Below are 23,516 nucleotides of genomic sequence, written 5' to 3' on the forward strand. Positions count from 1 at the left end.
GTAGCTTGCATAATCATTTATAAACTTGACCAAAAGTAGACTATAATTTATTGAGGATAATTAGCTCCAGGAGGATGCCCATTACCGCCTTCATTAAATCCACTACCTCCAGTAATATCTCCTTTTCCTCCTTGCATAAAGTGGCTAAAAGCATTCATACTACCATCAGATGTGTTGGTTGCACTTTTTAGATAGCCAGTTGGCACAAAAAACATCGTTGTATAACCTGGAATACCGTTAGCATCTGGATAAGCTCCAAGATATACCCTAATACCATTCATTGTAAACCCTAACGAATCGGCTTCGTTTTCAGCATAATCCAAGTAAGCTCTCATATCATCAAGTGAATACCAAGATGATCGGTTATCTCCTCCTCTTCGCGTCACAATAGAGTCACTGATTAATTGATACCTTGGATTGTAAGCCGCATCCAAAGCTTTAGCTTCTTGAGGTGTTATCAATCCTTTAGGAGGTGTTAAGTTCTCCATTCCTGTTTCAGATTGTTTACAACAAAAAAAGTAAGTCAACACTGCTCCTAAAGCAAATCCTAACAAAAGTAAAATTAGTTTTTTCATAAGTTTTGAATTAATAGTTGGTTCTAAAATATTGAAATCTTTCAATACTGTAAAGTATTTTTTATTGTTTTACTGCTTTAACAATTTTAACCTTATCTTTTCATTAGGCTTTTTTTGCGCTAATCTACTAATAGACAATTCGTTTAAATGCAAAACTCTAGGATAACCGCCTGTTGTTTGACAATCTCGCATTAAAACAATTAGCTTACCTGAAGGTGTCAACTGAATAGTTCCTGGTAAAACCATTGAGGTTATTATTGGCGCTAAGTTATTCTCTAACTTTTCATTAAGTTGATAAGCCATCCGGTTATTAAGTTGGGACACTGAAAACTCTTGATTAAAAAGTAATGCTTTTTGACTATCGTTTAAGCTTTCAAACTCAGGTCCTTCAAATACCTCTATAGTTTTACTTTTAAAGTGATTGGTATTAACTTTAAGTGTTGCATTATGTTCTAAATTAAAAACGGAAGTTGTATTAATCTTTAAAGAGTCTCCCACAGCTATTTTATCTGCTTTAGTCACGTTTGAAAACATACTTTTACTCTCCATTACACTTTCAGACTGAAAGCCTCCCAAAACCGCTAAATAACACCTGTAACCATAATTTAGTTTACCAAATGAAAGTACATATCCTGCTTTCACTTTTATCGCTTTATTTAAACTAATTGATACGTCATTTAATTTTGGAGATAAGTCTGCTCCTGTTAAACAAATCACTGTTTCTGCTTTAAAAAGAAGCGTTGATCCTGTCATTGTCATCTCCAAAACAGCAGCATTTTCGTTGTTTCCTAAAATTGTGTTTGCAATTTTTGAGCTATATGCATCCATAACACCAGAAAAAGGTATTCCATAACGCTGAAAACCAAACCGACCTAAATCCTGAATAGTTGAAAATAATCCTGATTTTAAAACCTCAACCATTTATTACCTCACTTTCTAATTCATAATTCCCATATGCTACTAATTCTGAAATAGCTTTATGTTCATTTAAAGATATTGGGTAAAACTGAATTTTATCTCCACTCTTCGCAAAACAAGGCTCGTCTTTTGAAACATCAAAAAACTCAATTGGCGAATTGCCTATAATATTCCAGCCTCCAGGACTCACATTTGGGTATATTCCTGTTTGGTATTCTCCAATGGCAACAGCTCCTTTTTTTACTTCCATTCTAGGGGAAGATTTTCTAGGAAAATGCAGTTGATTTTCTAAACCTCCCAAGTATAAAAAACCAGGTAAAAAGCCTACAAAAAAAACAGTATAAATAGCTTGCGAATGTAGTTTTATAATTGCTGATTTTGACAGCTTTTTTTGAGCAGAAATTTCTTCTAAATCAATACCAAAAAACGCATCATAGCACACAGGAATTTTCCACAACAATTGGCTTCTATGTCCAACCTTTTTACGATTAAAATAAATCGATTTCAATGCTGAAATTTCATCATTGATATTATCAATAGTAAATTTACAAATAATTAGTATCGAGTTATATGCATTATTTATCTCAACTACTTCTTTAACATAATTATCAGCTATACTATTTTTAAAAATTAGAACATCTTCAAGAATAATTTCATTTATTTCATTAGGCCATTCTATTAAAATTGAACGCTCACCATAAGCTTTATATTTTAGATTAAAATCCATCAAAACATTAGGCTATTTTAACATGAAGTTCTTTTAATTTTTCGGTAAGATATTGCAATATTTTTTCAACGTTTGGAGAGTCTCCATGCACACAAAAAGTATCTGCTTTTACATCTACTTCTACTCCACTTATTGTTTTTACTTTCTGCCTTGAAATCATATTAAAAACATGCTCAAAAACTGCTTCAGGATGATTTAAAACAGCATTGCTTTTATCTCTTGATACTAAGCTTAAATCTTCATTATAATTTCTGTCAGCAAACGCTTCGTACATTACAGGAATTTGTTCTTCCAAAGCTAAATTTGCTATCACAGAACCATAAGGCACATACAATTTTACTGGTAACGCTATACTTTTTATCACCTCAATAATCACACTAGCAGTCTTTTCATCCTTCATCGCCAGATTATACAATGCGCCATGAGGTTTAATATGATGCAATGCAAGATGTTCGGTACGCAAAACATTCATAAACCCTCTAACCTGCTGTTTTACCGAAGTATATAAATCAGCACAAGACATCTCCATTGGCTTTCTTCCAAAGTTCTCTATATCAGGAAATGAAGGATGCGCACCAATTTTTACACTAAACTCTTTAGCTAGTTTAGCAACAGCAATCATTGTTTCCTCATTTCCAGCGTGTCCTCCACAAGCTATATTACACGAAGACACATAAGGCAACAACCTAGCTTCGTTACCTAAACCTTCTCCAACATCAACATTAATATCTACGGTATATCCATTCATCATAACACATTAAACACTTTTAAAACACTTTTTAAACCTAAGAAAATAGCCACTAAAAGAATCACTACTCCCACAACATTCTGCAATAAGCTGTTTTTATATTTACCCAGCAATTCAGATTTATTCATGACCCAAATCAAAAACACAGCAACTAGAGGCAACAGCAATCCATTAGCCACTTGTGCAAACTTGATTAGCTCTATAGATTTTATTCCTAAAGAAGAAAATACAACTCCTAAAACTAGAACAAACAACCAAACACCTTTAAAGGTCTTAGATTTTAAATTGGTACTCCAACCCAAACATCCACTAGCAACATAAGCAGCTGCCAAAGGCGCAGTAATTGCACTTGTAATACCTGCCGAAAACAGTCCGATAGCCATAAAATACTTTGAAAAACTACCAAACAAAGGCTCTAAACCTAAAGCTAAATCCGCAGCATTGCTAATTGTTTTAGTCTGAATCGCTGAAGCTGAAATAATAATGCACATTGACACCACTCCTCCCAACACAACAGCAACTATAGTATCTTTTCTAGCATACTGCAAATCACTTTCAGCACGCCACTTTTCTTTAACCAATGCTGCATGTAAAAACAAATTATAAGGCACCACAGTAGTTCCTATTAAACCAACAACAGTCAACACACTTTCTTTAGGCATTTTAAAACCAAATAAACCCTTAAAAACCTCCATTAAGTTAGGCTTTGTTAGTATTGCTGTCACTAAAAAAGCAACACTCATTACCATAACCATAGCTACTAATATCCTTTCTAGTGTTTTATAATTTCCAATAGTTAAAATTAAAAACGCAACCAAACCGATGATTAAACTAAAAACATTCACATCAAACACACCAACTTCAACACTCGGATTACCAAATAGCGTTTCCAAACCCAATACGCCTCCACTAATGTTTCCTGCTTCATAAGCTGCATTACCTACAACTATCGCTGACAACATTAAAACAATTACAACAGTCTTAAAAACAGGATTTTTAATTTCAGTCCTTATAACTTCCGAAAGACCTTTTTGAGTAATTACTCCTAATCGTGCTGACATTTCTTGCAATACTATTGTAGCAAATACTGAAAACAACATAGCCCAAAGCAACGCATAACCAAACCCAACTCCTGCAAGCGTACAAACTGTTACTGTTCCAGGTCCAATAAAAGCCGCTGCTACCAATGGTCCTGGACCTATATTTTTAAACCATGCTTTCATTAGCCCAACCAACCTTCCCTATCTAAACTTCTATATTGAATAGCCTCAGAAATATGCGCTCCATTTACCGCTTCACTAGCCTCTAAATCTGCAATAGTACGTGCTACTTTCAAAATTCTATCATAAGCTCTAGCAGAAAGATTTAAACGCTCCATCGCTGTTTTAAGCAATTGCTTTGAATTATCATCCAAAACACAAAATTTTCTAATCTGTTTTGTGTTCATTTGCGCATTGTAATGCACATTATCAAACTCTTTAAATCGCTTAGTTTGAAATTCTCGAGCAGCAGTAACGCGTTTTCTTATATCAACCGAAGATTCACCTTTTCTGTCATCAGATAGTTTTTCAAAAGGCACAGGCGTCACTTCAATATGAATATCAATTCTATCCAATAATGGCCCAGAAACTTTACTTAAATACCGTTGCATTTCAGCAGGAGACGAAGTTACAGGAGCATCAGGATCGTTAAAATAACCTCCAGGACTCGGATTCATACTTGCCACCAACATAAACGACGATGGATAGGTTACTGTAAATTTAGCTCTAGAAATCGTCACTTCTCTATCTTCTAACGGTTGACGCATTACTTCTAAAACCTCTCTTTTAAATTCTGGTAATTCATCTAAAAATAGCACACCATTGTGAGATAAAGAGATTTCTCCTGGTTGAGGGTAGCTTCCTCCACCAACTAGCGCAACGTTGCTTATAGTATGATGAGGACTTCTAAATGGTCGTTGTGACATCAACCCTGTATGTTCTTTTACTCTACCAACTACCGAATGGATTTTTGTAGTTTCTAAAGCTTCACTCAATGTCATTGGAGGCAAAATACTTGGTAATCGTTTTGCCAACATTGTTTTTCCAGCTCCTGGAGGCCCTATTAAAATAATATTATGACCACCTGCTGCAGCAATTTCCATACAGCGTTTTATTCCTTCCTGACCTTTTACATCGGCAAAATCAAACTCAGGAAAATCGAGATTTTTATAAAATTCCTCCCTTGTGTTTATAATAGTCTGTTCTAAAGCTTCATCTTTATCAAAGTAATTAATGACTTGTTTGATGTTATCAACTCCAAAAACCTTTAAATCATTAACAATTGCAGCTTCTTTTGCATTTTGACTTGGCAGAATAAACCCTTTAAAACCTTCTTCTCTAGCTTTAACAGCAATAGGCAATGCACCTTTAATAGGCTGTAATGTTCCATCTAAAGACAATTCTCCCATTATGAGATAGTCTTCTAGGTTTTCAGCTTTTATTTGATTAGAAGCCGCTAAAATTCCGATTGCTAATGTTAAATCATAAGCAGAACCTTCCTTACGCAAATCGGCAGGCGACATATTGATAATTATTTTTTTTCCAGGAATTCGATAACCGTTATTTTGAAGTGCAGCCGCAATACGATAATTACTTTCTTTAATCGCGTTATCAGGAAGACCTACCAAATGATAACCCACTCCATTATCGACATTTACCTCAACAGTAATGGTTGTTGCTTCAACACCAAAAACTGCGCTTCCGAAGACTTTTTTAAGCATAAAAGATTGGTTTCCTTAAATGTAATAAAAAAAGACAAATAACAAATTGATTAAAATTTACTATCATTACTACATATTTGCATTAATAGACTATGAACACCTCCAAACGTATAGGTTTTATTTTAGGACCAGCTTTATTTATTATCATCAAACTTTTTTTTCATCCAGAAGGCTTATCAAGTGAAGCCAATGCTATACTAGCATCTACATCATGGATTGCAGTTTGGTGGATTACCGAAGCTATTCCTATTGCAGCAACTGCACTACTTCCTATAGCTTTGTTTCCCTTATCAAACGGTTTGAGTTTAAGTGACACCACAAGCGCGTTTGGTCATAAGTTTGTGTTTTTATATTTAGGCGGTTTTATTATTGCAATTGCTATTGAGAAATGGAATTTACACAAGCGCATTGCCTTAAACATTATTAACATTATTGGCTCAAACGTTAAGAATATTATTCTTGGGTTTATGGTTGCTACAGCGTTTTTATCGATGTGGATTTCCAACACAGCTACTTCTGTAATGATGCTACCTATTGGCATTGCTATCGTCTCTCAATTAAAAGATAATCCTGATACAATTGAAGACGAAAACCTAATTTTTGGTAAAGCTCTAATGCTTGCCATAGCTTACAGCGCCTCTATTGGTGGTATTGCTACTTTAATTGGCACTCCTCCAAATCTCGTCTTAGCTGGAGTTGTTCTAGATACTTACAACTATGAAATTACATTTTTACAGTGGTTTATGTTTGGGTTTCCTATTTCAATCTTATTGCTTTTTATCTGTTGGAAATACCTCACCAATTTTGCTTTCACCTTTAAACAGAAAGAATTTCCTGGTGGAAAACAAGAAATTAAAAGACTTTTAAAAAACTTAGGAAAACTGAGTTACGAAGAGAAAGCTGTTGCCTTTGTTTTTGCTACAACAGCATTTTTATGGATTACACGCTCCTTTTTATTCAATACAATATTACCACAGCTCGATGATACCATCATAGCAATTATTTTTGCTATAGTCTTGTTTTTTATTCCTTCCAAAGATAAAAAAGAGAAACTCATGACTTGGGAAGATGCTGTAAAATTACCTTGGGGAATTATTTTGCTTTTTGGAGGAGGAATGGCTCTAGCAAAAGGTTTTGAAACAAGCGGATTAGCACAATGGATTGGCAATCAAATGACAACCTTAGTAGGAATCTCATCAATACTAATCGTGTTATTACTTATTGCTGCTATAAACTTTTTAACCGAAATTACTTCCAACTTAGCAACCACAGCTATGCTATTGCCTGTTTTAGCGTCAATGGCAATAGCTGTAGACATGCATCCTTATATCCTTATGGTTGGTGCAGCAGTGGCTGCATCTTGCGCTTTTATGCTTCCTGTGGCAACACCTCCAAACGCTGTAGTTTTTGGCTCTGGTTATTTGAGAATTCCTGATATGGTTCGTAAAGGCATTATAATGAATGTTATATCAATAGTCATTTTAACCTTGTTTGTGTATTTTATGCTGCCTTTACTTTGGGATATTGCTGTTAATGGCTTTCCTGAAAATTTAATAGCTAATTAACGTGAGTTCGATATAGCTGTTTTTAATAAACTGACTACAAGCAATTTAAAAATCACTGTCAGGTCGAGCGCAGTCGAGACCTAATCAAAATAGACCTATTTTAAGACCTTTCGACTGCGCTCAAGGTGACGATGGTATAATTTTATTGGCTTAAGGAACAACTCTGTTAATGTTTTACATCTAACTTCACGTTAATTAACAGAAGATATAAACTCCAAAGCTCGTTTTTCGTTGTAATAAATGTTCTTCCTATCGATAAACCCAACATGACCTCCATACTTAGGCATTTCTAAATGTAAATTAGGATTATGTTTAGCCTCTTTAACAGGAAAACATTCTGGTGATAAAAACGAATCGTTTAAGGCATTAATAAGTAAGGTTGGTGTTTTTATATTTGATAAAAACTGAAGACTGCTACTCTTCTCATAATAGTCAAAAGCATCTTTAAATCCATGCGCTTTGGAAGTATAAACATCGTCAAAATCTTTTAAAGTTTTAATTGAATTAAATTCCTTATCACTCATTTTAACAGAATGTTGCATTTTCTTTTCTTTCAAGTTTTTTAGCAAATGCTTTTTGAAATTATTGTGAAATAAAATATTATTCATTTTATGTAATTCACCCGAAGATCCTTTTAAACTACAAGGTACTGAAACAGCAATTACAGCTTTAATTTGATTTGGAACATCATCGCGTTCTCCTATATATTTCAAAACCATATTACCTCCTAAACTGATGCCTTTTATGTATATATGCGTATATGATTTTTGCTCTAAAACATGCTGAATGACAGCCTCTAAATCTTCGGTAGCACCAGAATGATACGAACGAAATTTTAAGTTTGGTGTTCCACTACATCCTCTAAAATTAACTGCTACAGCATCTATGTTGTTTGTATTAAACAGTTTTGCAGTTCCTGTAATGTATGGTCGTTGCGCATGACCTTCTAATCCATGCAACAACACTATAAGTTTATTGGTTTTTTCTTTTGAAAAACTCCAGTCTAAATCCAGAAAATCGCCATCTGGCAAATGGATTCGTTCTCGTTCTTGAACAACTCCTTTAACGCGTCGCACCAAACCAGAATACACTGTTGACACAAATCCGTTTCTAAAAAAATAAGGCGCTTTGTATTTTGACTCTACTATTGGCATTATTAACTCACTTCTAGTGGTGTAAACGTAAACGCACTACCATTAAACAATCCTTTATCACTTAACTTTAACGACGGAATCACTAACAACGCCATAAAACTCAAAGTCATATATGGCGCATTTAACGTGCTACCTAATTGTTTTGCCATAGCATCTAAGGCTGCATAGTCTTTTCCAATAGCAACACCATCTTTATCACTCATAATTCCTGCAACAGGAAGTGGTACTATTTTTTCTTCGGAATTGGAAATCGCACAAATACCGCCTTTATGTTCAATAACCAGATTAACCGCTTTACAAATCGCTTCATCATCCACTCCAACAGCAATAATATTATGCGAATCATGACCTACCGAACTTGCTATAGCTCCTTCCTTAAGTCCGAAGTTTTTTATAAACCCTAGAGCTGGACTTTGATTTTGATAACGGTTCACAACAGTCATCTTTAAGATATCGTTTTCAATATTTGATATCAAATTTCCATCTTTAAGCAAGCTGTCAGCAATGATTTCATTGGTTACCAATTGTCCTTCTAGTGCTTCAATAACGCGTATTTGTTTAGAAGTTGTTTTAAACTTAAAGTCTTTAACTTGCTTTTTTTCAGTATTAAAATTATTCAATACTTCAAAAGGAGTTGATTGAATTTTAGATTCACCTTTATCATAAACCAACTCACCATTAATATAGGTTTGAAGGGTTTTAAAATCCTTTAAATCATTGACAATAACAAAATCTGCCGCATCGCCAACTTTTAGCAAACCTACATCTAAATCATAATGCTCTACAGGGTTTATGCAAGCTACTTGCAGCACTTTAAACACATCTATACCTTTTGCTACAGCTCTTGCACACAACGTATTGATGTGACCAAGTATTAAATCGTCTGGATGCTTATCATCACTACAAAACATCATGTTTTCAAAATGTTCTGGTAACAAATCGATTAGAGCATTGAAGTTTTTAGCTGCACTACCTTCGCGTATTAAGACTTTCATACCTTTTTGGAGCTTTTCCAAACCCTCTTCAAACGTAAAACATTCGTGGTCGGTTGAAATACCTGCGTTGATATATTTTGAAATTGCTTCACCTCTCAAACCTGGAGCATGACCATCAATGGGCTTATTAAAGTGTTTTGCCCATTCTATTTTTTTTAGAACTTCTGGATCGTCATTAAGCACACCAGGATAATTCATTAGTTCTGCTAAATACTTAATCTCTGGATTAGCCATCAATTGCTTAATTCCGTCAGAATCTACAACAGCTCCAGCCGATTCAAAAGTAGTAGCAGGAACACATGAAGGCGCACCAAAATTGAATTTAAAAGGTGTTTGTTTTCCGTTTTCAATCATAAACTCCACACCTTCTACTCCAAGCACATTGGCAATTTCATGAGGATCAGAAACCGTTGCCACTGTACCATGAGTTACAGCAATTCGCGCAAACTCACTTGGCACTAGCATAGAACTTTCAATATGTATGTGTGCATCTACAAAACCAGGTAGTATATACTGGTTTACGTTATGTGCTTTTTCTTCAATAGCTGCTATTTTTCCATCTTTAATAGTAATTTCACCTTTAAAGATGCGTCGATTAAGAATATCGACAATTTGTCCTTGTAAAATCAAGTTATTTTAATTCTATTTTAATAATTTTCTTAGTCTTGTCAGTAACTTTAAAACGACTGTCGGCACGCTTACCAATAACCCAAATAATGTAATCTCCAGAGCATAGTAAAAGTGTGTTTTCTTTGTCTAAGAGCGACATTTTCTCGTCTTTAAAGTATTTGCTTAATTTCTTTTTCCCTTTCATTCCTAACGGATGAAAATAATCGCCTTCCTGCCAATGTCTTACTGTTAAAGGAAATTTGAGCTTTTTCTTATCTACAAAAATACGATTAGCGTCTTTCCCAAATAGTGCATCAGCTTCATCAAAAAAGAGAACTCCAGCAGTGGTTTTAATTTTATCGTCACATTCAGAAATTGTTATTACTTGCTGCTTATCTTCAGTGTTTAAATCACTCAACAGCAAGTAATCTCTATCTTTTATTAAACGATGGGTTTCAGAAAACACTTGCTTACCTGATTGCGCATCTAACAAATTAAATACATCGTTCCACTCGGTAAAACCATAAACTTTTAATAATTCATACAAATAGGCTTTTGGATGACTGAGTTGCTTAATTTCTGAAATGTCAAATTGAATTTCAAACTCTGTAATGTCTTTTATAACCTTATCGGAAACATCATCTATCCTATCGTCAATTATTGCTTTTGAGTCTTTTAAAAACGCTTGAGTTTGACTAAAGGTTTGCAATAATTGTGGATTAATATCTTTCAACACAGGAATAACCTCATGACGTATTTTATTGCGCAAATATTTTGTGGATGCATTTGTACTATCTTCTCTCCATTTTAAATTATTGTCGTTGGCATATGCTTCAATTTCCAAACGAGAAAATGGCAATAATGGTCTAACCGTATTGTTATTTATAATTGGAATTCCTGTAAAACCCTCTAAACCTGTTCCTCTTGTGAGATTGATTAAAAAGGTTTCTAAATCATCATCAGCATGATGAGCAGTTAAAATGTAGTCAAACTTAAGTTGTGCTGCTAAGTCATTAAACCAGTTGTAGCGCAACTCCCTTGCTGCCATTTGCGTAGATAGTTTGTGCGTTTTGGCATAGGTTTCGGTTTCAAAATTTTGTACAAACACTTCAATTTCTAAATCATCAGCAAGTTGAACGATAAAATCTTCATCTGCATCGCTTTCTTTTCCTCTTAAATTAAAATTACAATGCGCTAAAGCAAACTTAAAATTAGCAGCACGACATAAGTGCATTAACACCACACTATCAATTCCGCCAGAAATTGCAATAAGGAGTTTACTTTCTTTTAGAAAAGGAAGATTTTGTATGATATGTTTATTGAATCTTTCTAGCATTAGTTTTTAATACCTATTTCAAATATAACAACTTGAAACCTTTAACATTAAACTTTAAGCGGAAATTTTCAACTCTCCAACACCTCTCTCATAGCTTTAGCTTTAATCAAGCATTCTTCATACTCTTTTAAAGGGTCGCTTTTTGCGGTAATTGCACCTCCAACCGAATAGGACACATATTGATTGCTTTGATTGTACAAAATACTACGTATCACTACATTAAAATCGAAATCGCCTTGAGGTGTAAAATACCCAACAGCTCCAGAATACAAACCACGCTTGGTTTCTTCTAAAGTTTCAATAATTTTCATTGCCGAAATTTTTGGAGCTCCTGTCATACTTCCCATTGGAAATGTTGTTGCTATTACATCAACTGGATGTGTCGTGGATTCAATTTGAGATGTTACGGTTGAAATCATTTGGTGTACTTGTTCAAAACTGTAGACTTTACAAAGCTCTTTCACCTCTACACTGCCTTTAGTGGCAGTTTGAGACAAATCGTTTCTTACCAAATCCACTATCATAATGTTTTCACTTCGTTCTTTTTCGTCTTTAGCAAGCTCTGTTTTAAGTCTATCATCTTCGTCTTTATCTTTTGAGCGTTTAGCTGTCCCTTTAATAGGTTGCGACACAATTGTAGTTCCTTCTTTTTTTAGGTAACGTTCAGGTGAAGCCGAAAGTAAATACTTATCGTCTAATTTTAAAAACGTTGCAAAAGGCGGTTTGGAAATAGCATTAAGCTTGTTATAAATGTTTAAGGGCTGAATTAAAGTGTCTTCAGCATAAAACTCCTGACAAAAATTAGCTTCATAAATATCTCCTCTATGAATGTGTTTTAACATGGTATTTACCTTGTTAAAATAGTCGTCTTTGTGGATGCGAAGCTTTATTTTAATGTTTTCGGTTTGAGGTTCTTCAACGGTATTTAAAACATCTACAGCATCTATAGTTTTTAAATCGACATCAAGCTCATCGCTAACAAAATTTAAATACCTAACTTCAACCACATCATCTTTAAAAAGGAATAATTTTTTGGGTTGAAAAAAGAACAATTCAGGAAACTGCAAACCGTCAAAATTTCTTGAAGTCAAGTGCTCAACATCGTTTTTTAAATCGTAGGTTAAATACCCAAAAATCCAATCGTTTGTTTGGGTTTGATAGTCTTTTAATGCTTTAAATGCATTTTCATAATCGGTTTGAATACTCGTTATAGCATCTACTGCTAAAACTGCATCAAATGTAGAATATTGGGTGTTGAAAGCATTTGTATCTAACCAAACAACTTCGCGAAACTGTTGGCTCCAATGCAATAATTTTTGTTTATATTGCTCAACGTTACTAATGTTTTGCTTGGATATTGTTCTCAAAAGGGTAATTCTTATAAGTTTCCAAATTTATTAAGAAACTATCAATTTAGAATAATATAAAAGACTTTACTTAATACTAAACAAAAATCTACTTTTTGCACATGAACTTAAAGCGCTCTTTTTCAATCAACATACTTCTTACAGTATGTTTTGTTTTGGTTTCTAACCTTAGTTTTTCAAATTTAACTCTTTGGGATTGGTATACGTATACAAATACCGATTTGGGTTACTCATTAGAGTTACCTAATGAACCAAACTATCAAGATGATTATGATAGTTTTATCATCTATTCCTACAATGACACGAATTCAAAGCGCGTGTATTCCTTTTTTGCTTTAGATTTAAGAGATCGAAATCAAGATAGTAAACCGAGTGAAATTGTTGATAATTTCACAAACAACATCGTCAACAATCTTAATGGAGAGCTGCTAGACAAAAAGGAAATAAAATACAGTGATGGACTCCAATACAAGATACTTGTAAAGATTAACGAAGAAAAACTAATGAGTGCTCAGTTTACTTTACAAAATAATATACTGTACTACTTATCGGTTGAAGATTTAAAAGACAGTGTTGACAACAACAATACCAAACGCTTCTTTAATTCACTTAAAGTTACAAGCGCTAAACCTATGGAAGTTAAAGAATGGCTGGATTTTGTGAGTGAAAAAGGTGCATTTTCTATCACTATCCCAGAAGAACCTACTGACTTGTCGCGCGAATATCCAAATCCGTTAGAAGAAGATGGTGAACCTTACTATTTATACCTTTATTCTGCACCAGACTATAAAAACGACGACAACTATCTATTTAGATACAACGACCAACCGCTTGGATATTTTATGGAAGATCCTGCTGGTGGATTTGAGTCTATGCAAGAGACATTAACAGCAAGAGCTGAACTATTATCACCTCCTAAAACTATATTTTTAGATGGTAATGAAGGACGAGAATATGAATTATTGCTTGATGGTAAATTTCATACTATCTGCAGAATTTATTTAAGAGGAAACAGAGCCTACCTTTTACTAAAGCAAAAACTAAACGAGAAAGAAAAAGCGACTACTGACGATACTTTTTTTAATAGTTTTAAGTTTGAACCTTACAAAACTCCTGAGCTTACAACCTTACAACCAAGAGGCACAAACTTTGAAGTTCTGTTTTTTGACGACCTTAAAAGAGTTATTGACACTGTTGGTTATGAAAGTACTTATCTTAAAAACTCCAACGACTATTTTGCACTCAATGAAATGTCTGGAGGAACGTATCAGTTTGGATACAGTGATTTGAAAGATTATTTTAAAATAGCATCTAAAGATGAGTTTTTTGAAACCAATATTGACGCGCTTAAATCTTGGAATGACAGTATTATAAAGCAAAAAAACATCAAAGTTGGTAATGAAGATGGTGTTGAATTTCATATTCAAAATGAAGGTACAAAGGTGATTACAAAACATCAATTATGGCTTCAAAACAAACGCTTGTTTTTAATGACAGGTTATTTAAGCGACGAAGAACGCGACAGCAAACTAACTGACTCTATATTCAACTCCTTTAAAGTCATTTCAAAAGAACCTGAGTTTGATGTATTCAGTTCAAAAACTGATGCAATTTTTAACGACTTACGCTCAAAAGATTCAATTGTATACAATAATGCACTTGGCGCTTTTGATTATTATGAGTTTGAAACAACCGATCTTCCTAAACTCTACGAAGCTTTAAACTACAGCTACGATTCTCAAGAAAAAACCAATCTTATAAAAGACAAAATAGCTGAACAATTTTCATTGGTTAGCGATAGTAAAACTTTAGACGTTTTAAAAAATCTGTATACCAATGAAAGTACAAACGATGATTTAAAAGCAACAATCTTAACAATTATTCCAGATTTAGAAAATGATGATGCTTTGAGTGTTTACAAAGATTTATTTCTTAATAATCCACCTGTAAATACTGAAAATTATACTTGGGGAGTAGTGTCACCATTTACCGATTCACTTAATTATGCTATTGAAAACTACAAAGATTTTTCAACCTTAATCAAGCATGAAAAATACCGTTCAGATGTTTTAGATGTATCATTAAACATCCTTCAAGACAGTACAGGTCACAGTAGTTTGGTAAGTGATAATATGGAAAAACTGTTTCAGTACATGGAGTCTGATCTTCAAAAATATTTAGAAGAAAAAGATAAAGACGAGTACGACTATTCAATGAACTCATTAATCTATTCGTATTTAAACTTTTTAAATAAGTCTTCATACAAGAATGAATTCACCGACACTTTCACCTCTACTCTAGCAAAAGAAAAAGACAACCAATGGTTTAGCTTACAAGCAACAACAGCACGAATTGTTAACAACTACCCACTTGATAACGCTTTTATTGAAACACAAATGGATAGTTTGTTTTCTAGATACGAAATCATGGAAGCTTACCACAAAACTAATCAGTTTAATAAAGTTCCTAAAAAATATATTAAGCCTGAAGAGTTTGCAAAACTTGCACTTTACAATTATGTTGGCGAAGACGAAGGCTATCCAGACACTATGACTGTAGTAGGGAAAATTAAAAATGAAGGTGACGAATACTATGCTATTTCTTTTGGATATGAATACGAAGAAGCTGAAGGTGAAGAGTATTTAGCCATTGTAGGACCAATAAAAGAAATCTCTCAAAAAACACCATACGAAAGGTACAAATGTTATACTGAATGGGATAGCGTTGAAAAGGACTGGAAAACACAAACCAAAAACCTTATTCCAAGTTTAATAGAATATGGCTACTAAGTTTAATGGATTAAGCCTATTTTTGCAACATGGAACACGATGTTACTTTTCAGGACTTAAACCTTAACACACCACTTTACAATGCCATTGACGATTTAGGATTTGTAAAACCAACTCCTATACAATCGGAAGCATTTAATGTTGTAGCATCTGGTAAAGATGTAGTAGGAATTGCACAAACTGGTACTGGTAAAACCTTTGCCTACATGCTTCCTATACTTAGAAACCTAAAATATTCTAGACAAGAAAACCCACGTGTATTGGTTTTGGTACCAACTCGAGAATTGGTTGTACAAGTTGTTGAGGAAATTGAAAAACTTTCTAAATACATCAACAATAGAATTTTGGGTGTTTATGGTGGTACAAACATCAACACTCAAAAACAAGCTGTTGCTCAAGGAACCGACATTATAGTTGCTACTCCAGGTAGATTGTATGACCTTGCCATGAGTAGAGTATTACAGCTTAAGTCTATTCAAAAACTGGTTATTGATGAAGTTGACGTTATGTTAGACCTTGGGTTTAGACATCAGCTCATGAACATTTTCGATATTTTACCTGAACGCAGACAAAACATTATGTTTTCAGCAACTATGACCGAAGATGTAGATGAATTAATCACAAACTTTTTCATCAACCCACAACGCGTTACTGTTGCTGTTACAGGAACACCTCTTGAAAACATTATACAACAACGCTACGAGGTAAAGAACTTTTACACAAAGGTTAACCTACTAGAACACGTGCTATTTGATAAAGCAACTTTTAATAAAGTGCTGATTTTTGTGTCTAATAAAAAAATGGCTGACCGCTTGTTTGAAAAGCTAGAAGACATCTTTCCTGGCAATTGTTGTGTGATTCACTCCAACAAAACACAAAACTACAGACTACGTAGTATTGAAGCTTTTGAAAGTGGCGAACATCGTATTTTAATAGCTACAGATGTTATGGCTCGTGGTTTGGATATTGATAATGTAAGTCATGTAATAAATTTTGACACACCAAAATATCCTGAAAACTATATGCATAGAATAGGTAGAACTGGTAGAGCTGAAAACTCAGGAACCAGTATTGTATTTTCTACCGAAGACGAGCAGGATTACATTGAAGCTATTGAAAACTACATGAATTTAAAAATAGCATTAATTGAATTTCCTGAGGAAGTAACTATTTCTACGGAATTAATTGAAGAAGAACGACCGCAAATAAAGGAGCATTACAACCCTTTAAAACGTAACAAAGACGATTATGAACCTGGTGCTGCTTTTCATGAAAAGAAAGAAAAAAACAAGAAAACAAACCAAGGCGGTTCGTACCGAAGAGAAATAGCCAAAAAATATAAGAAGCCTAAAACTAGAGGCGACAAAAACTACAACAAAAAAAAGAAAAGAAAATAGAAAAAACCCTCTTCAAATTAATGAAAAGGGTTTAAGAAAGCCACAAGGTATCAAGGTTCTTTAAATATTAACCAAATTTAAATTACTATAACCCTAACTATAGTTAACCTTGTACCTTAATGTGACTTTCGGATATATCTTTAATTGGCACAATAAGTTTTCCTGTATCAGTTTTTAATATTACTGATATGTTTTCAATAGCTAAAACCTCATACGTTTTGCCATTGTACTCTATGATTTGTCCTATCTCATAGGTTCTTCTTGCGTAATAGGTTCTTAAAATATCTCCTACTACTACCTTTGCTCCAAAACCAAATGCCAAAGCAAATGCTAGTAAAAAGGCAGCCATTATCATAGTGATATTGCTAGTGATAATATCAGTATCAACTCCTGCTTGGTTTAAAGCTGTAACTGACACAAACACTAGAATTAACAAAAACACTATTTGACTTATAATTTTTGCCCCTGAAAGCTCCATAGATTCAAAAAATGACCTAATCGACTTTTTTACAAAGTTTGCTAATAACAATCCAACTGTAAAAATGACTAAAGCTGTAAATAATTGAGGTAAATAACGAAGTAAGTTGCTTATCTCTTCAGAAACCATTGTTAAGTTTAGTATATCAGAAACTACAATAATTAACATGATATACATTACCCATTTTACAAACTTTGAGGTAATTTTTATAATGTTGAAGTTTAACTTTTTACCTTCAAAAATTTCTATTTCATTAATCTTATCATCAAGCTTATCTGCTTTAGCAAACTTTAATGCTTTTTTGATAATACCAACAACTACTTTTGTAAGTATCCATCCAATAATTAATACTACAATAGCACCAATTATATTGGGTATTACCTTACCTATTTCGGTAGTCATAACAGACAAAGAGTTCATCACGTCTTCGTTCCATTCAGTTATTTTTTCCATGTATTGCTTTTTTAGTTGATTTTTATTTGTTCCTTTCTTTAATAGTTGCTTCAATAATTTTTGCCACGTCTACTGAAAACAGACTAGCTAGTTCCATAAGTAATTTAGCAATGGCAATATCATTCATGACTTTTGCCTTCAATTCATCAGGCACCTTTTTTAAAGGCTTGTCTATTTGCTTAAACGGATTTTCCATTACTCAAAGTTGTTTTTATACTCATTAATAAGTTTGTCCTTGGCGCGCTTAATTCTCATCTTCACTGCGCTTTCTCCAATACCTAAAACACTTTCAATTTCCTTTATAGAAAGGTAATCTTGGTATTTTAATAATAAAATCATTTTCTCCTCAGGAGAAATTAGGTTCAGGGCTTCTTTTAAATTATGAACTTTCATTTGAAGGAAATCTTTATCATCTTCTTCAAAAGAAATGTTCTCAATATCATGATAATCTACTGCGTTCTTTTCTATTTTTTTTGCTGTGTTCCTAGTAACATAGTTTACACAGTGGTTGTATGTAAATGCATAAAGCCAAGTAGAAAATTTTGATTTTTCTTTAAAACTAGCCAATTTAACAAAGAGCTTTAAAAACACATCTTGAGTCAAATCTTTTGCCTCATCTTCATCCTTTGCGAAACCGTAACACTTATTATACACCATAGTGGCATACCTGTCATATAGCACTTCAAAAAGCAATGTATCGTTGGTTTTGACAATTTTTCTTACCAAATCCTCATCAGATACTGCATTAATGTTATTAATGGTTTCCAATAGCTAGGGAATAATTTTAAATATGGTTTTATATTTAGACACCTACATCTAATTAAAGTCACATTTTTTTGTGTAACTTTTTTTAATTTACTAAATCTTCTTGAAAAACAGATTTATTTAAGTTGAAGAATGTGCAATTTCAAAGTGCGCTATACACACACAATCAAGCGGTAATAAATACCTTTTAGTTAAAAGAATTGTGAAAAATTAAAACCAGAGACAACAAAAAAATAAAAAAAGCGAAGGAAGAAGTATTAGAATGATTTTAGTCAACTAAGGTTTTCTCTATTGACCACGAATTGTTTTCTAAGCTCAAAATAAACATACCTTTTTTTTCACAAATTCCTGAGCAATGAAAATACAGACTTATATAAGCTTTAGTTTTTTCATAGTTGTAAATTGGTTTGGTAATACTTAACAAACCATCTGAACAACCTAACTCCTCATAAATTGTTCTTCTGTCTTTGGTATGTTTTATAGCTTCTAAACTATCTATTTGCTTTTGAGTGATGATATTTAGTTTAGGCAGTAAAGTATCTGGAATAGTAAAACCTTCTGCATTTTTTACTTTAGTCTCAAAATCATCATTGAGGTTTAATGTTGCCCTTACTAATTCTAGATTTTCTTTTTTATTAAATACAATAGGAAGTCCTTTTTGGAATATACAATTAGTATAAAAGTCATTTGACGGATTATCAGTAAACTTTTTAATGATTTCTTTTGTTATTAAAAGTTCGTTTTCTGTTTTATTCTTAGAGTCATTACATCCTAAAAACAATACTATTGAAAGTATAGAAAGTACATAAGTTATTAGGTTGCATTTTATCATAATCAATGATTGTCTTAGTTATAATTAATTACGCAATATTTACTATTTTTTAGAAACCAGGGTCAAATTGTTGGTCTATAGCTTTTAAAACAGCTTCTTTGGTTTGCTTTTCAATAGTGTTAATCATTTTATGAAGCGTTTCTATTGTTTTTTCTTTATATAGAAAATGTCCCTCTTCAAGTTGTTCAAAAACATCTTTAATACTATGTGAGCCACTTAATGAGAACGCATCTCTATTACCGTATAAACTAACAGTAAACCATTCTTTTAAATAATGTTCAGTTTTCCAAATCTTGGTGCTTTTCCAATGGAAGCTCCAATAGCCATTGGGCTCATGGGTTTTAAGTGTGAATTTTTTTTCTGGTTTTAGGTGTTGTAATTCTGCAAGAACAGCTTCCATCTTATTTGTAATTGATGAAATGAGTTTAGCCTTATCAACGTTTGATGATACTTCAGATTTCAGATTTCTAAACTGTTTACTATTTAGCAATTGCTTTGCTTTGTTTTTTACGCCTTTAGTAGCGCCATCTTGCGATAATTTTTCTACATCAGTATAGGTAACAGCTTTGTGGTCTAATAGTAACTCTTGAAGTTTTTTATGGTTAGATGTCATTATTCTTTCTACAAGTTCTTTTGTTAAATCGTTAGTTAACAACTCTTGTCTTATAGCTTCATTAGGTTCGTCTACAACACCAGGTTGTAGCAAAATGCGTGTATCTGTGTAAGGCTTTAAATAAAACAGTAAATGATTTAGCTTATCAACCAGTTCTAATCGGTTTTGTGTAGAAAACTCTAACTCCGGATTTTCCCAAACACCTTCATAGTCTAGCGTATTGGTTTTAGTATTGAATTTTGGCAGTAAATAAATAACCTGCAATTGGTACGCTCCATTAATGTCACCTTCTGGTTGCCATGATACATCAATCGCTTTTAATCGTGTGTGTGAACTGATAAGCAATAGAGAACTGCCTGTAAACTCGTGTATGTTGTCTTCTGTTGGATCTGTTTCGGTTAACAAATTCCATTCTACAGACCAACCTGCTGGTATTTTTAAGGGTTGAAGGTTCATTTATAAAATTACTAATGTAAGATTAATTTAGTCTTCAATCCAAATGTGTTGCTTATAATAAGGATATGGTAAATCGTCGAGTGTTTCGTATTTAAATTCTGATTCTTCTTTGCCTGTTAACCAGTTTACCCAACCCCATTTTTCATTTTTTTTCATTGCTAGTTTTAGTACACCATCAGCATCAAAATTTTTATAATCTTCGTAAATACAAGGTACTGACAGTTTTGTGCTTTCATTATAACTCCAATACGACAAATGCATACCCACTTTACCTTTGTTGTAAACTGCTGTATATTTTGAGTTGTATCCAAAAAAACGAATACTATCGTATTTTGCAGGTATAAGTGTTGTTAAATCATTTTCGCCTAATGATTGATACATTCCCCATTTTTTAGTGGCTTTATTCCTTGCTTTAAACACACCATCGCCATTACTTTCATCAAAAATGAGTATATCTGCTTTTAGTTTTTTCTTTGAGGCTACAAACATATCTTTTGCCCAACCTTCTATCCAAACTAATGGTACGTCTTCTGGGTTATCGAAAGTGGGATCTACTAAAACTATATCTTCAAACCAATCTACTAATCCCCATTTTTCATTTTGCTTTATAAGCGCATAAAATCTACCATCTACTTCCTTGAGTTTTACAGCGTCATAAATGCAATTTACTCTTTCTACAGCATCAGGTATTTCATAAGGATTTAAAAGAATACCGTATTTTTTTTTGATTTTTACAATGGTAAAAGGTTCCTTGTTTTTAAACCAGCCAATAGAATCGAATTTTGGTTCTATTACCATATCAAAGTCGATAATTTCTTCTTCAAAATCTTTATAAGCATCTATATGATAAATGCCCCATTTTTTGGTAGATTTCATTAATACTTTGGCAAAACCATTTTCATTAGGTATCCATTCTATCTTTTTGCCTTTTATTTTTTTTAAGATTTGTTTGTTTGAAACCTCTTGTGACATGACAAGGGATGAAAATAAAAAAAGTGAGATAATAAAAGCTATTTGTTTCACACTAAGAGTGATAGATTGTTTCATCTGTTTATGTTTATTATTCACGTTTCATAATTGGGTTTTCGACTAAGTACTTAAAATGCTTTAATGTTTCTTCTCTAATGTCATCGTCATAGATAGTAATTGAAAAGTTAAATTCATTTTTAACATAATCAGACCAATATTCACCTTGTGGTTTTGCTCTTCTTAAAAACCCATAATCTTCATAAAAAACAAATTCAATTTTATCACCATTTTGATACACTTCATAAACATCATCAAATATTATTTGCACATCATACAATACATTATAATAATAACGACCTTCATAATACACCTTATCTGATTCATACCTTAATGAGGCAAATATTTTTCTGGTGTTTTCATCTGTATAAATTTTAAAACTATGTGTGGTAGAGTTATTGCTTCCAAAATAACCAGAATTATTTTTTATTTCATCTATACTTACTAGCTGTAAATTTCTAACTGATGTTAATTCTTTAATGGTGTTATTTATGTCCTCTTTAGATATGGAGGAGTCTGACCAATAAAACATATCGTCATAATCATTAGTATTAGACTCTTCTTTTCGATCGTATTTATTTTGAGAAACTATTTCTCCATTTTTGTACACAATTTCTGCTGCCAATGATGCATTATCATAATAATACTTCCACAATCCGTCTTGTTTGCCTTCAATTAGGTTTCCCTTAGCTTCTAAATTACCATTTTCATAATAGTTTTTACCTTCGCCATGATGCTTGCCATCTTTATAATAATAATGATATTTTAAATTCCCACTTTCATAAAATTCTTTAAACTCGCCATTTAATAAATCGTTTTCAAAATTATTGACCTTTTTTAATTTACCACTTTCATAATATGTGTCTCTAGAATTTAAAACATCTAAAGAATAATTTTCCATATCTGTTATTATTCCTTTTTCATTATAATTAAATATATATCCATCTTTTTTACCTTTGAGTAGGGTGCCGCTCATCCTCTTGGTTCCATCTTCATAATAAATTATAAACTCACCTGTTAGAACAATTTCACCATCCTTAGTGTTTTTATCTTTAAATGCTTTTAGTAGTACATTTCCATTGTCATGATACTCATAGTATTCTTCTGGTTTGTTTCTCTCTTCTGCCATTTCGACCAATTCTGTCCATTGTGCAGAAACTATACTCGTGAAGAGTAATGTTGTAATTAGTAGTAGGTTTTTTTTCATGGTTATAACATTTAGTTTTTTTGTTTTTTAGAAAAATACTCGAAAGCATTGCCTTCACTTCTTTTACTGAAGTTTACTTCTTCCTTTACCTTTCCATTGCTGTCATATTCTTTCCATACTCCAACTCTTTCATCATTCTCATAAGTTCCTGACATGGTTAGGTGATCATCTTCTTTATCATAATATTTCCATTCTCCTGTTTTACTGCCATCTTTTTCTACAAATCCTTTGGCAGATATTTTTCCGTTGTCAAAGTATTCTTCAGATTCTATTTTTAAATCTGTTTCTGAAAATTCATACCAAGATTTACTTACTATTTGACCAAGTTTAGTGTGAAGAATTACTGTATTTGGATGAAAAAACAATGTATATCTACCCTGAGAATATCTACCATAATAATCAAAATCTGCACTTTGAAAAAAATTGTCGAACGTATAATTACCAGGTTCTAGCTTTAATTCTTTAAAACCTTCAGGAATTCCTGGTTTATCTTGATATGAATAACTTTTAAATTCTTCAAGTGATACTTCTGTGCTATCCTTTTTCTGTAAGAGTAGAACCATTTTTGGACCACCACCTGTAACTTCAAAAATTGTAAACATAACATCAGATCCAAGTTTTATTGGTTCATTATCATTTTGACTAAAAACAGGAAGTGTACTTAATAGTACAAAGATGACTAGTAAGTAATGTGCATAGGCTTTTTTCATGATTTCAGATTTTAGGGTTTAAGAAATAACTTACA

21 protein-coding genes are annotated in these 23,516 nt (G+C 32.8%); 3 read left to right on the plus strand and 18 right to left on the minus strand.

The window, feature by feature from the left end; all coding sequences use genetic code 11:
* Window positions 1–47 precede the first annotated feature (47 nt).
* The 6 genes from ACQ0RB_RS09800 to ACQ0RB_RS09825 form a co-directional block, all read right to left on the minus strand.
* Entirely contained in the window at window positions 48–575 is a 528-nt protein-coding gene (locus ACQ0RB_RS09800) for a hypothetical protein (RefSeq protein WP_430498159.1), read from the minus strand.
* A 69-nt stretch (window positions 576–644) separates the two neighbouring features.
* Window positions 645–1,496 (minus strand): biotin-dependent carboxyltransferase family protein, encoded by an 852-nt coding sequence (locus ACQ0RB_RS09805; RefSeq protein WP_430498161.1) that lies wholly within the window; start codon window positions 1,494–1,496, stop codon window positions 645–647.
* On the minus strand, window positions 1,489–2,220 hold the full coding sequence (gene pxpB / locus ACQ0RB_RS09810; protein WP_430498163.1) for a 5-oxoprolinase subunit PxpB: 732 nt from the start codon (window positions 2,218–2,220) through the stop codon (window positions 1,489–1,491). Before pxpB ends, ACQ0RB_RS09805 begins: the two co-directional genes overlap by 8 nt.
* 7 nt (window positions 2,221–2,227) lie before the next feature.
* Window positions 2,228–2,971, minus strand: coding sequence for a 5-oxoprolinase subunit PxpA (gene pxpA, locus ACQ0RB_RS09815; protein ID WP_430498165.1), 744 nt, complete (start codon window positions 2,969–2,971; stop codon window positions 2,228–2,230).
* A complete protein-coding gene (locus ACQ0RB_RS09820; RefSeq protein ID WP_430498167.1) occupies window positions 2,968–4,191 on the minus strand; it encodes an Nramp family divalent metal transporter in 1,224 nt (407 codons plus the stop codon). The genes pxpA and ACQ0RB_RS09820 overlap by 4 nt, the downstream gene beginning before the upstream one ends.
* Entirely contained in the window at window positions 4,191–5,729 is a 1,539-nt protein-coding gene (locus ACQ0RB_RS09825) for a YifB family Mg chelatase-like AAA ATPase (protein WP_335975563.1), read from the minus strand. Before ACQ0RB_RS09825 ends, ACQ0RB_RS09820 begins: the two co-directional genes overlap by 1 nt.
* 92 nt (window positions 5,730–5,821) lie before the next feature.
* Between ACQ0RB_RS09825 and ACQ0RB_RS09830 the strand changes: the two genes are divergently transcribed.
* Complete coding sequence (locus tag ACQ0RB_RS09830; protein WP_430498170.1) at window positions 5,822–7,294, plus strand: SLC13 family permease; 1,473 nt, start codon at window positions 5,822–5,824, stop codon at window positions 7,292–7,294.
* 191 nt (window positions 7,295–7,485) lie between these two features.
* On the opposite strand, the gene ACQ0RB_RS09835 is transcribed toward ACQ0RB_RS09830, so the two are convergent.
* From ACQ0RB_RS09835 to pabB, 4 genes are all read right to left on the minus strand, one after another.
* Window positions 7,486–8,448: a YheT family hydrolase gene (locus tag ACQ0RB_RS09835; RefSeq protein ID WP_430498172.1), complete on the minus strand. Its 963-nt coding sequence runs from the start codon at window positions 8,446–8,448 to the stop codon at window positions 7,486–7,488.
* A gap of 2 nt (window positions 8,449–8,450) precedes the next feature.
* Entirely contained in the window at window positions 8,451–10,073 is a 1,623-nt protein-coding gene (ade, locus tag ACQ0RB_RS09840; RefSeq protein WP_430498174.1) for an adenine deaminase, read from the minus strand.
* Between the two features lies 1 nt (window position 10,074).
* Window positions 10,075–11,388: a tRNA lysidine(34) synthetase TilS gene (gene tilS / locus ACQ0RB_RS09845; RefSeq protein ID WP_430498176.1), complete on the minus strand. Its 1,314-nt coding sequence runs from the start codon at window positions 11,386–11,388 to the stop codon at window positions 10,075–10,077.
* A 68-nt stretch (window positions 11,389–11,456) separates the two neighbouring features.
* Complete coding sequence (gene pabB, locus ACQ0RB_RS09850; protein ID WP_430498178.1) at window positions 11,457–12,755, minus strand: aminodeoxychorismate synthase component I; 1,299 nt, start codon at window positions 12,753–12,755, stop codon at window positions 11,457–11,459.
* Window positions 12,756–12,856: 101 nt separating this feature from the next.
* Here pabB and ACQ0RB_RS09855 point away from each other — a divergent pair, with 101 nt between their 5' ends.
* Together ACQ0RB_RS09855 and ACQ0RB_RS09860 are read left to right on the plus strand one after the other, a co-directional pair.
* Window positions 12,857–15,544, plus strand: coding sequence for a hypothetical protein (locus tag ACQ0RB_RS09855; RefSeq protein WP_430498180.1), 2,688 nt, complete (start codon window positions 12,857–12,859; stop codon window positions 15,542–15,544).
* A 29-nt stretch (window positions 15,545–15,573) separates the two neighbouring features.
* A complete protein-coding gene (locus ACQ0RB_RS09860) occupies window positions 15,574–16,941 on the plus strand; it encodes a DEAD/DEAH box helicase (protein ID WP_131507019.1) in 1,368 nt (455 codons plus the stop codon).
* Between the two features lie 103 nt (window positions 16,942–17,044).
* Here the strand turns inward: ACQ0RB_RS09860 and ACQ0RB_RS09865 are convergent, their stop codons facing one another.
* The 8 genes from ACQ0RB_RS09865 to ACQ0RB_RS09900 form a co-directional block, all read right to left on the minus strand.
* Window positions 17,045–17,872: a mechanosensitive ion channel family protein gene (locus ACQ0RB_RS09865; protein ID WP_262733409.1), complete on the minus strand. Its 828-nt coding sequence runs from the start codon at window positions 17,870–17,872 to the stop codon at window positions 17,045–17,047.
* Window positions 17,873–17,894: 22 nt separating this feature from the next.
* Window positions 17,895–18,068, minus strand: a complete 174-nt coding sequence (locus ACQ0RB_RS09870) for a hypothetical protein (RefSeq protein ID WP_430498181.1) — start codon at window positions 18,066–18,068, stop codon at window positions 17,895–17,897.
* Window positions 18,068–18,640, minus strand: a complete 573-nt coding sequence (locus ACQ0RB_RS09875; RefSeq protein WP_430498183.1) for an RNA polymerase sigma factor — start codon at window positions 18,638–18,640, stop codon at window positions 18,068–18,070. Before ACQ0RB_RS09875 ends, ACQ0RB_RS09870 begins: the two co-directional genes overlap by 1 nt.
* Before the next feature lie 265 nt (window positions 18,641–18,905).
* Window positions 18,906–19,469: a hypothetical protein gene (locus ACQ0RB_RS09880; RefSeq protein ID WP_430498185.1), complete on the minus strand. Its 564-nt coding sequence runs from the start codon at window positions 19,467–19,469 to the stop codon at window positions 18,906–18,908.
* A 49-nt stretch (window positions 19,470–19,518) separates the two neighbouring features.
* The gene (locus tag ACQ0RB_RS09885) at window positions 19,519–20,538 is read right to left on the minus strand and encodes a hypothetical protein (RefSeq protein ID WP_430498187.1); all 1,020 of its coding nucleotides are present in this window, start codon (window positions 20,536–20,538) and stop codon (window positions 19,519–19,521) included.
* A 27-nt stretch (window positions 20,539–20,565) separates the two neighbouring features.
* Window positions 20,566–21,510: a WG repeat-containing protein gene (locus ACQ0RB_RS09890; protein WP_430498189.1), complete on the minus strand. Its 945-nt coding sequence runs from the start codon at window positions 21,508–21,510 to the stop codon at window positions 20,566–20,568.
* An 88-nt stretch (window positions 21,511–21,598) separates the two neighbouring features.
* Window positions 21,599–22,771 (minus strand): toxin-antitoxin system YwqK family antitoxin, encoded by a 1,173-nt coding sequence (locus tag ACQ0RB_RS09895; protein WP_335975538.1) that lies wholly within the window; start codon window positions 22,769–22,771, stop codon window positions 21,599–21,601.
* Window positions 22,772–22,782: 11 nt separating this feature from the next.
* On the minus strand, window positions 22,783–23,481 hold the full coding sequence (locus ACQ0RB_RS09900) for a toxin-antitoxin system YwqK family antitoxin (protein WP_430498191.1): 699 nt from the start codon (window positions 23,479–23,481) through the stop codon (window positions 22,783–22,785).
* Window positions 23,482–23,516 lie beyond the last annotated feature (35 nt).

The sequence above is a fragment of the Gaetbulibacter sp. PBL-D1 genome (genome assembly GCF_050509525.1).
Classification (GTDB): domain Bacteria; phylum Bacteroidota; class Bacteroidia; order Flavobacteriales; family Flavobacteriaceae; genus Gaetbulibacter_B; species Gaetbulibacter_B jejuensis.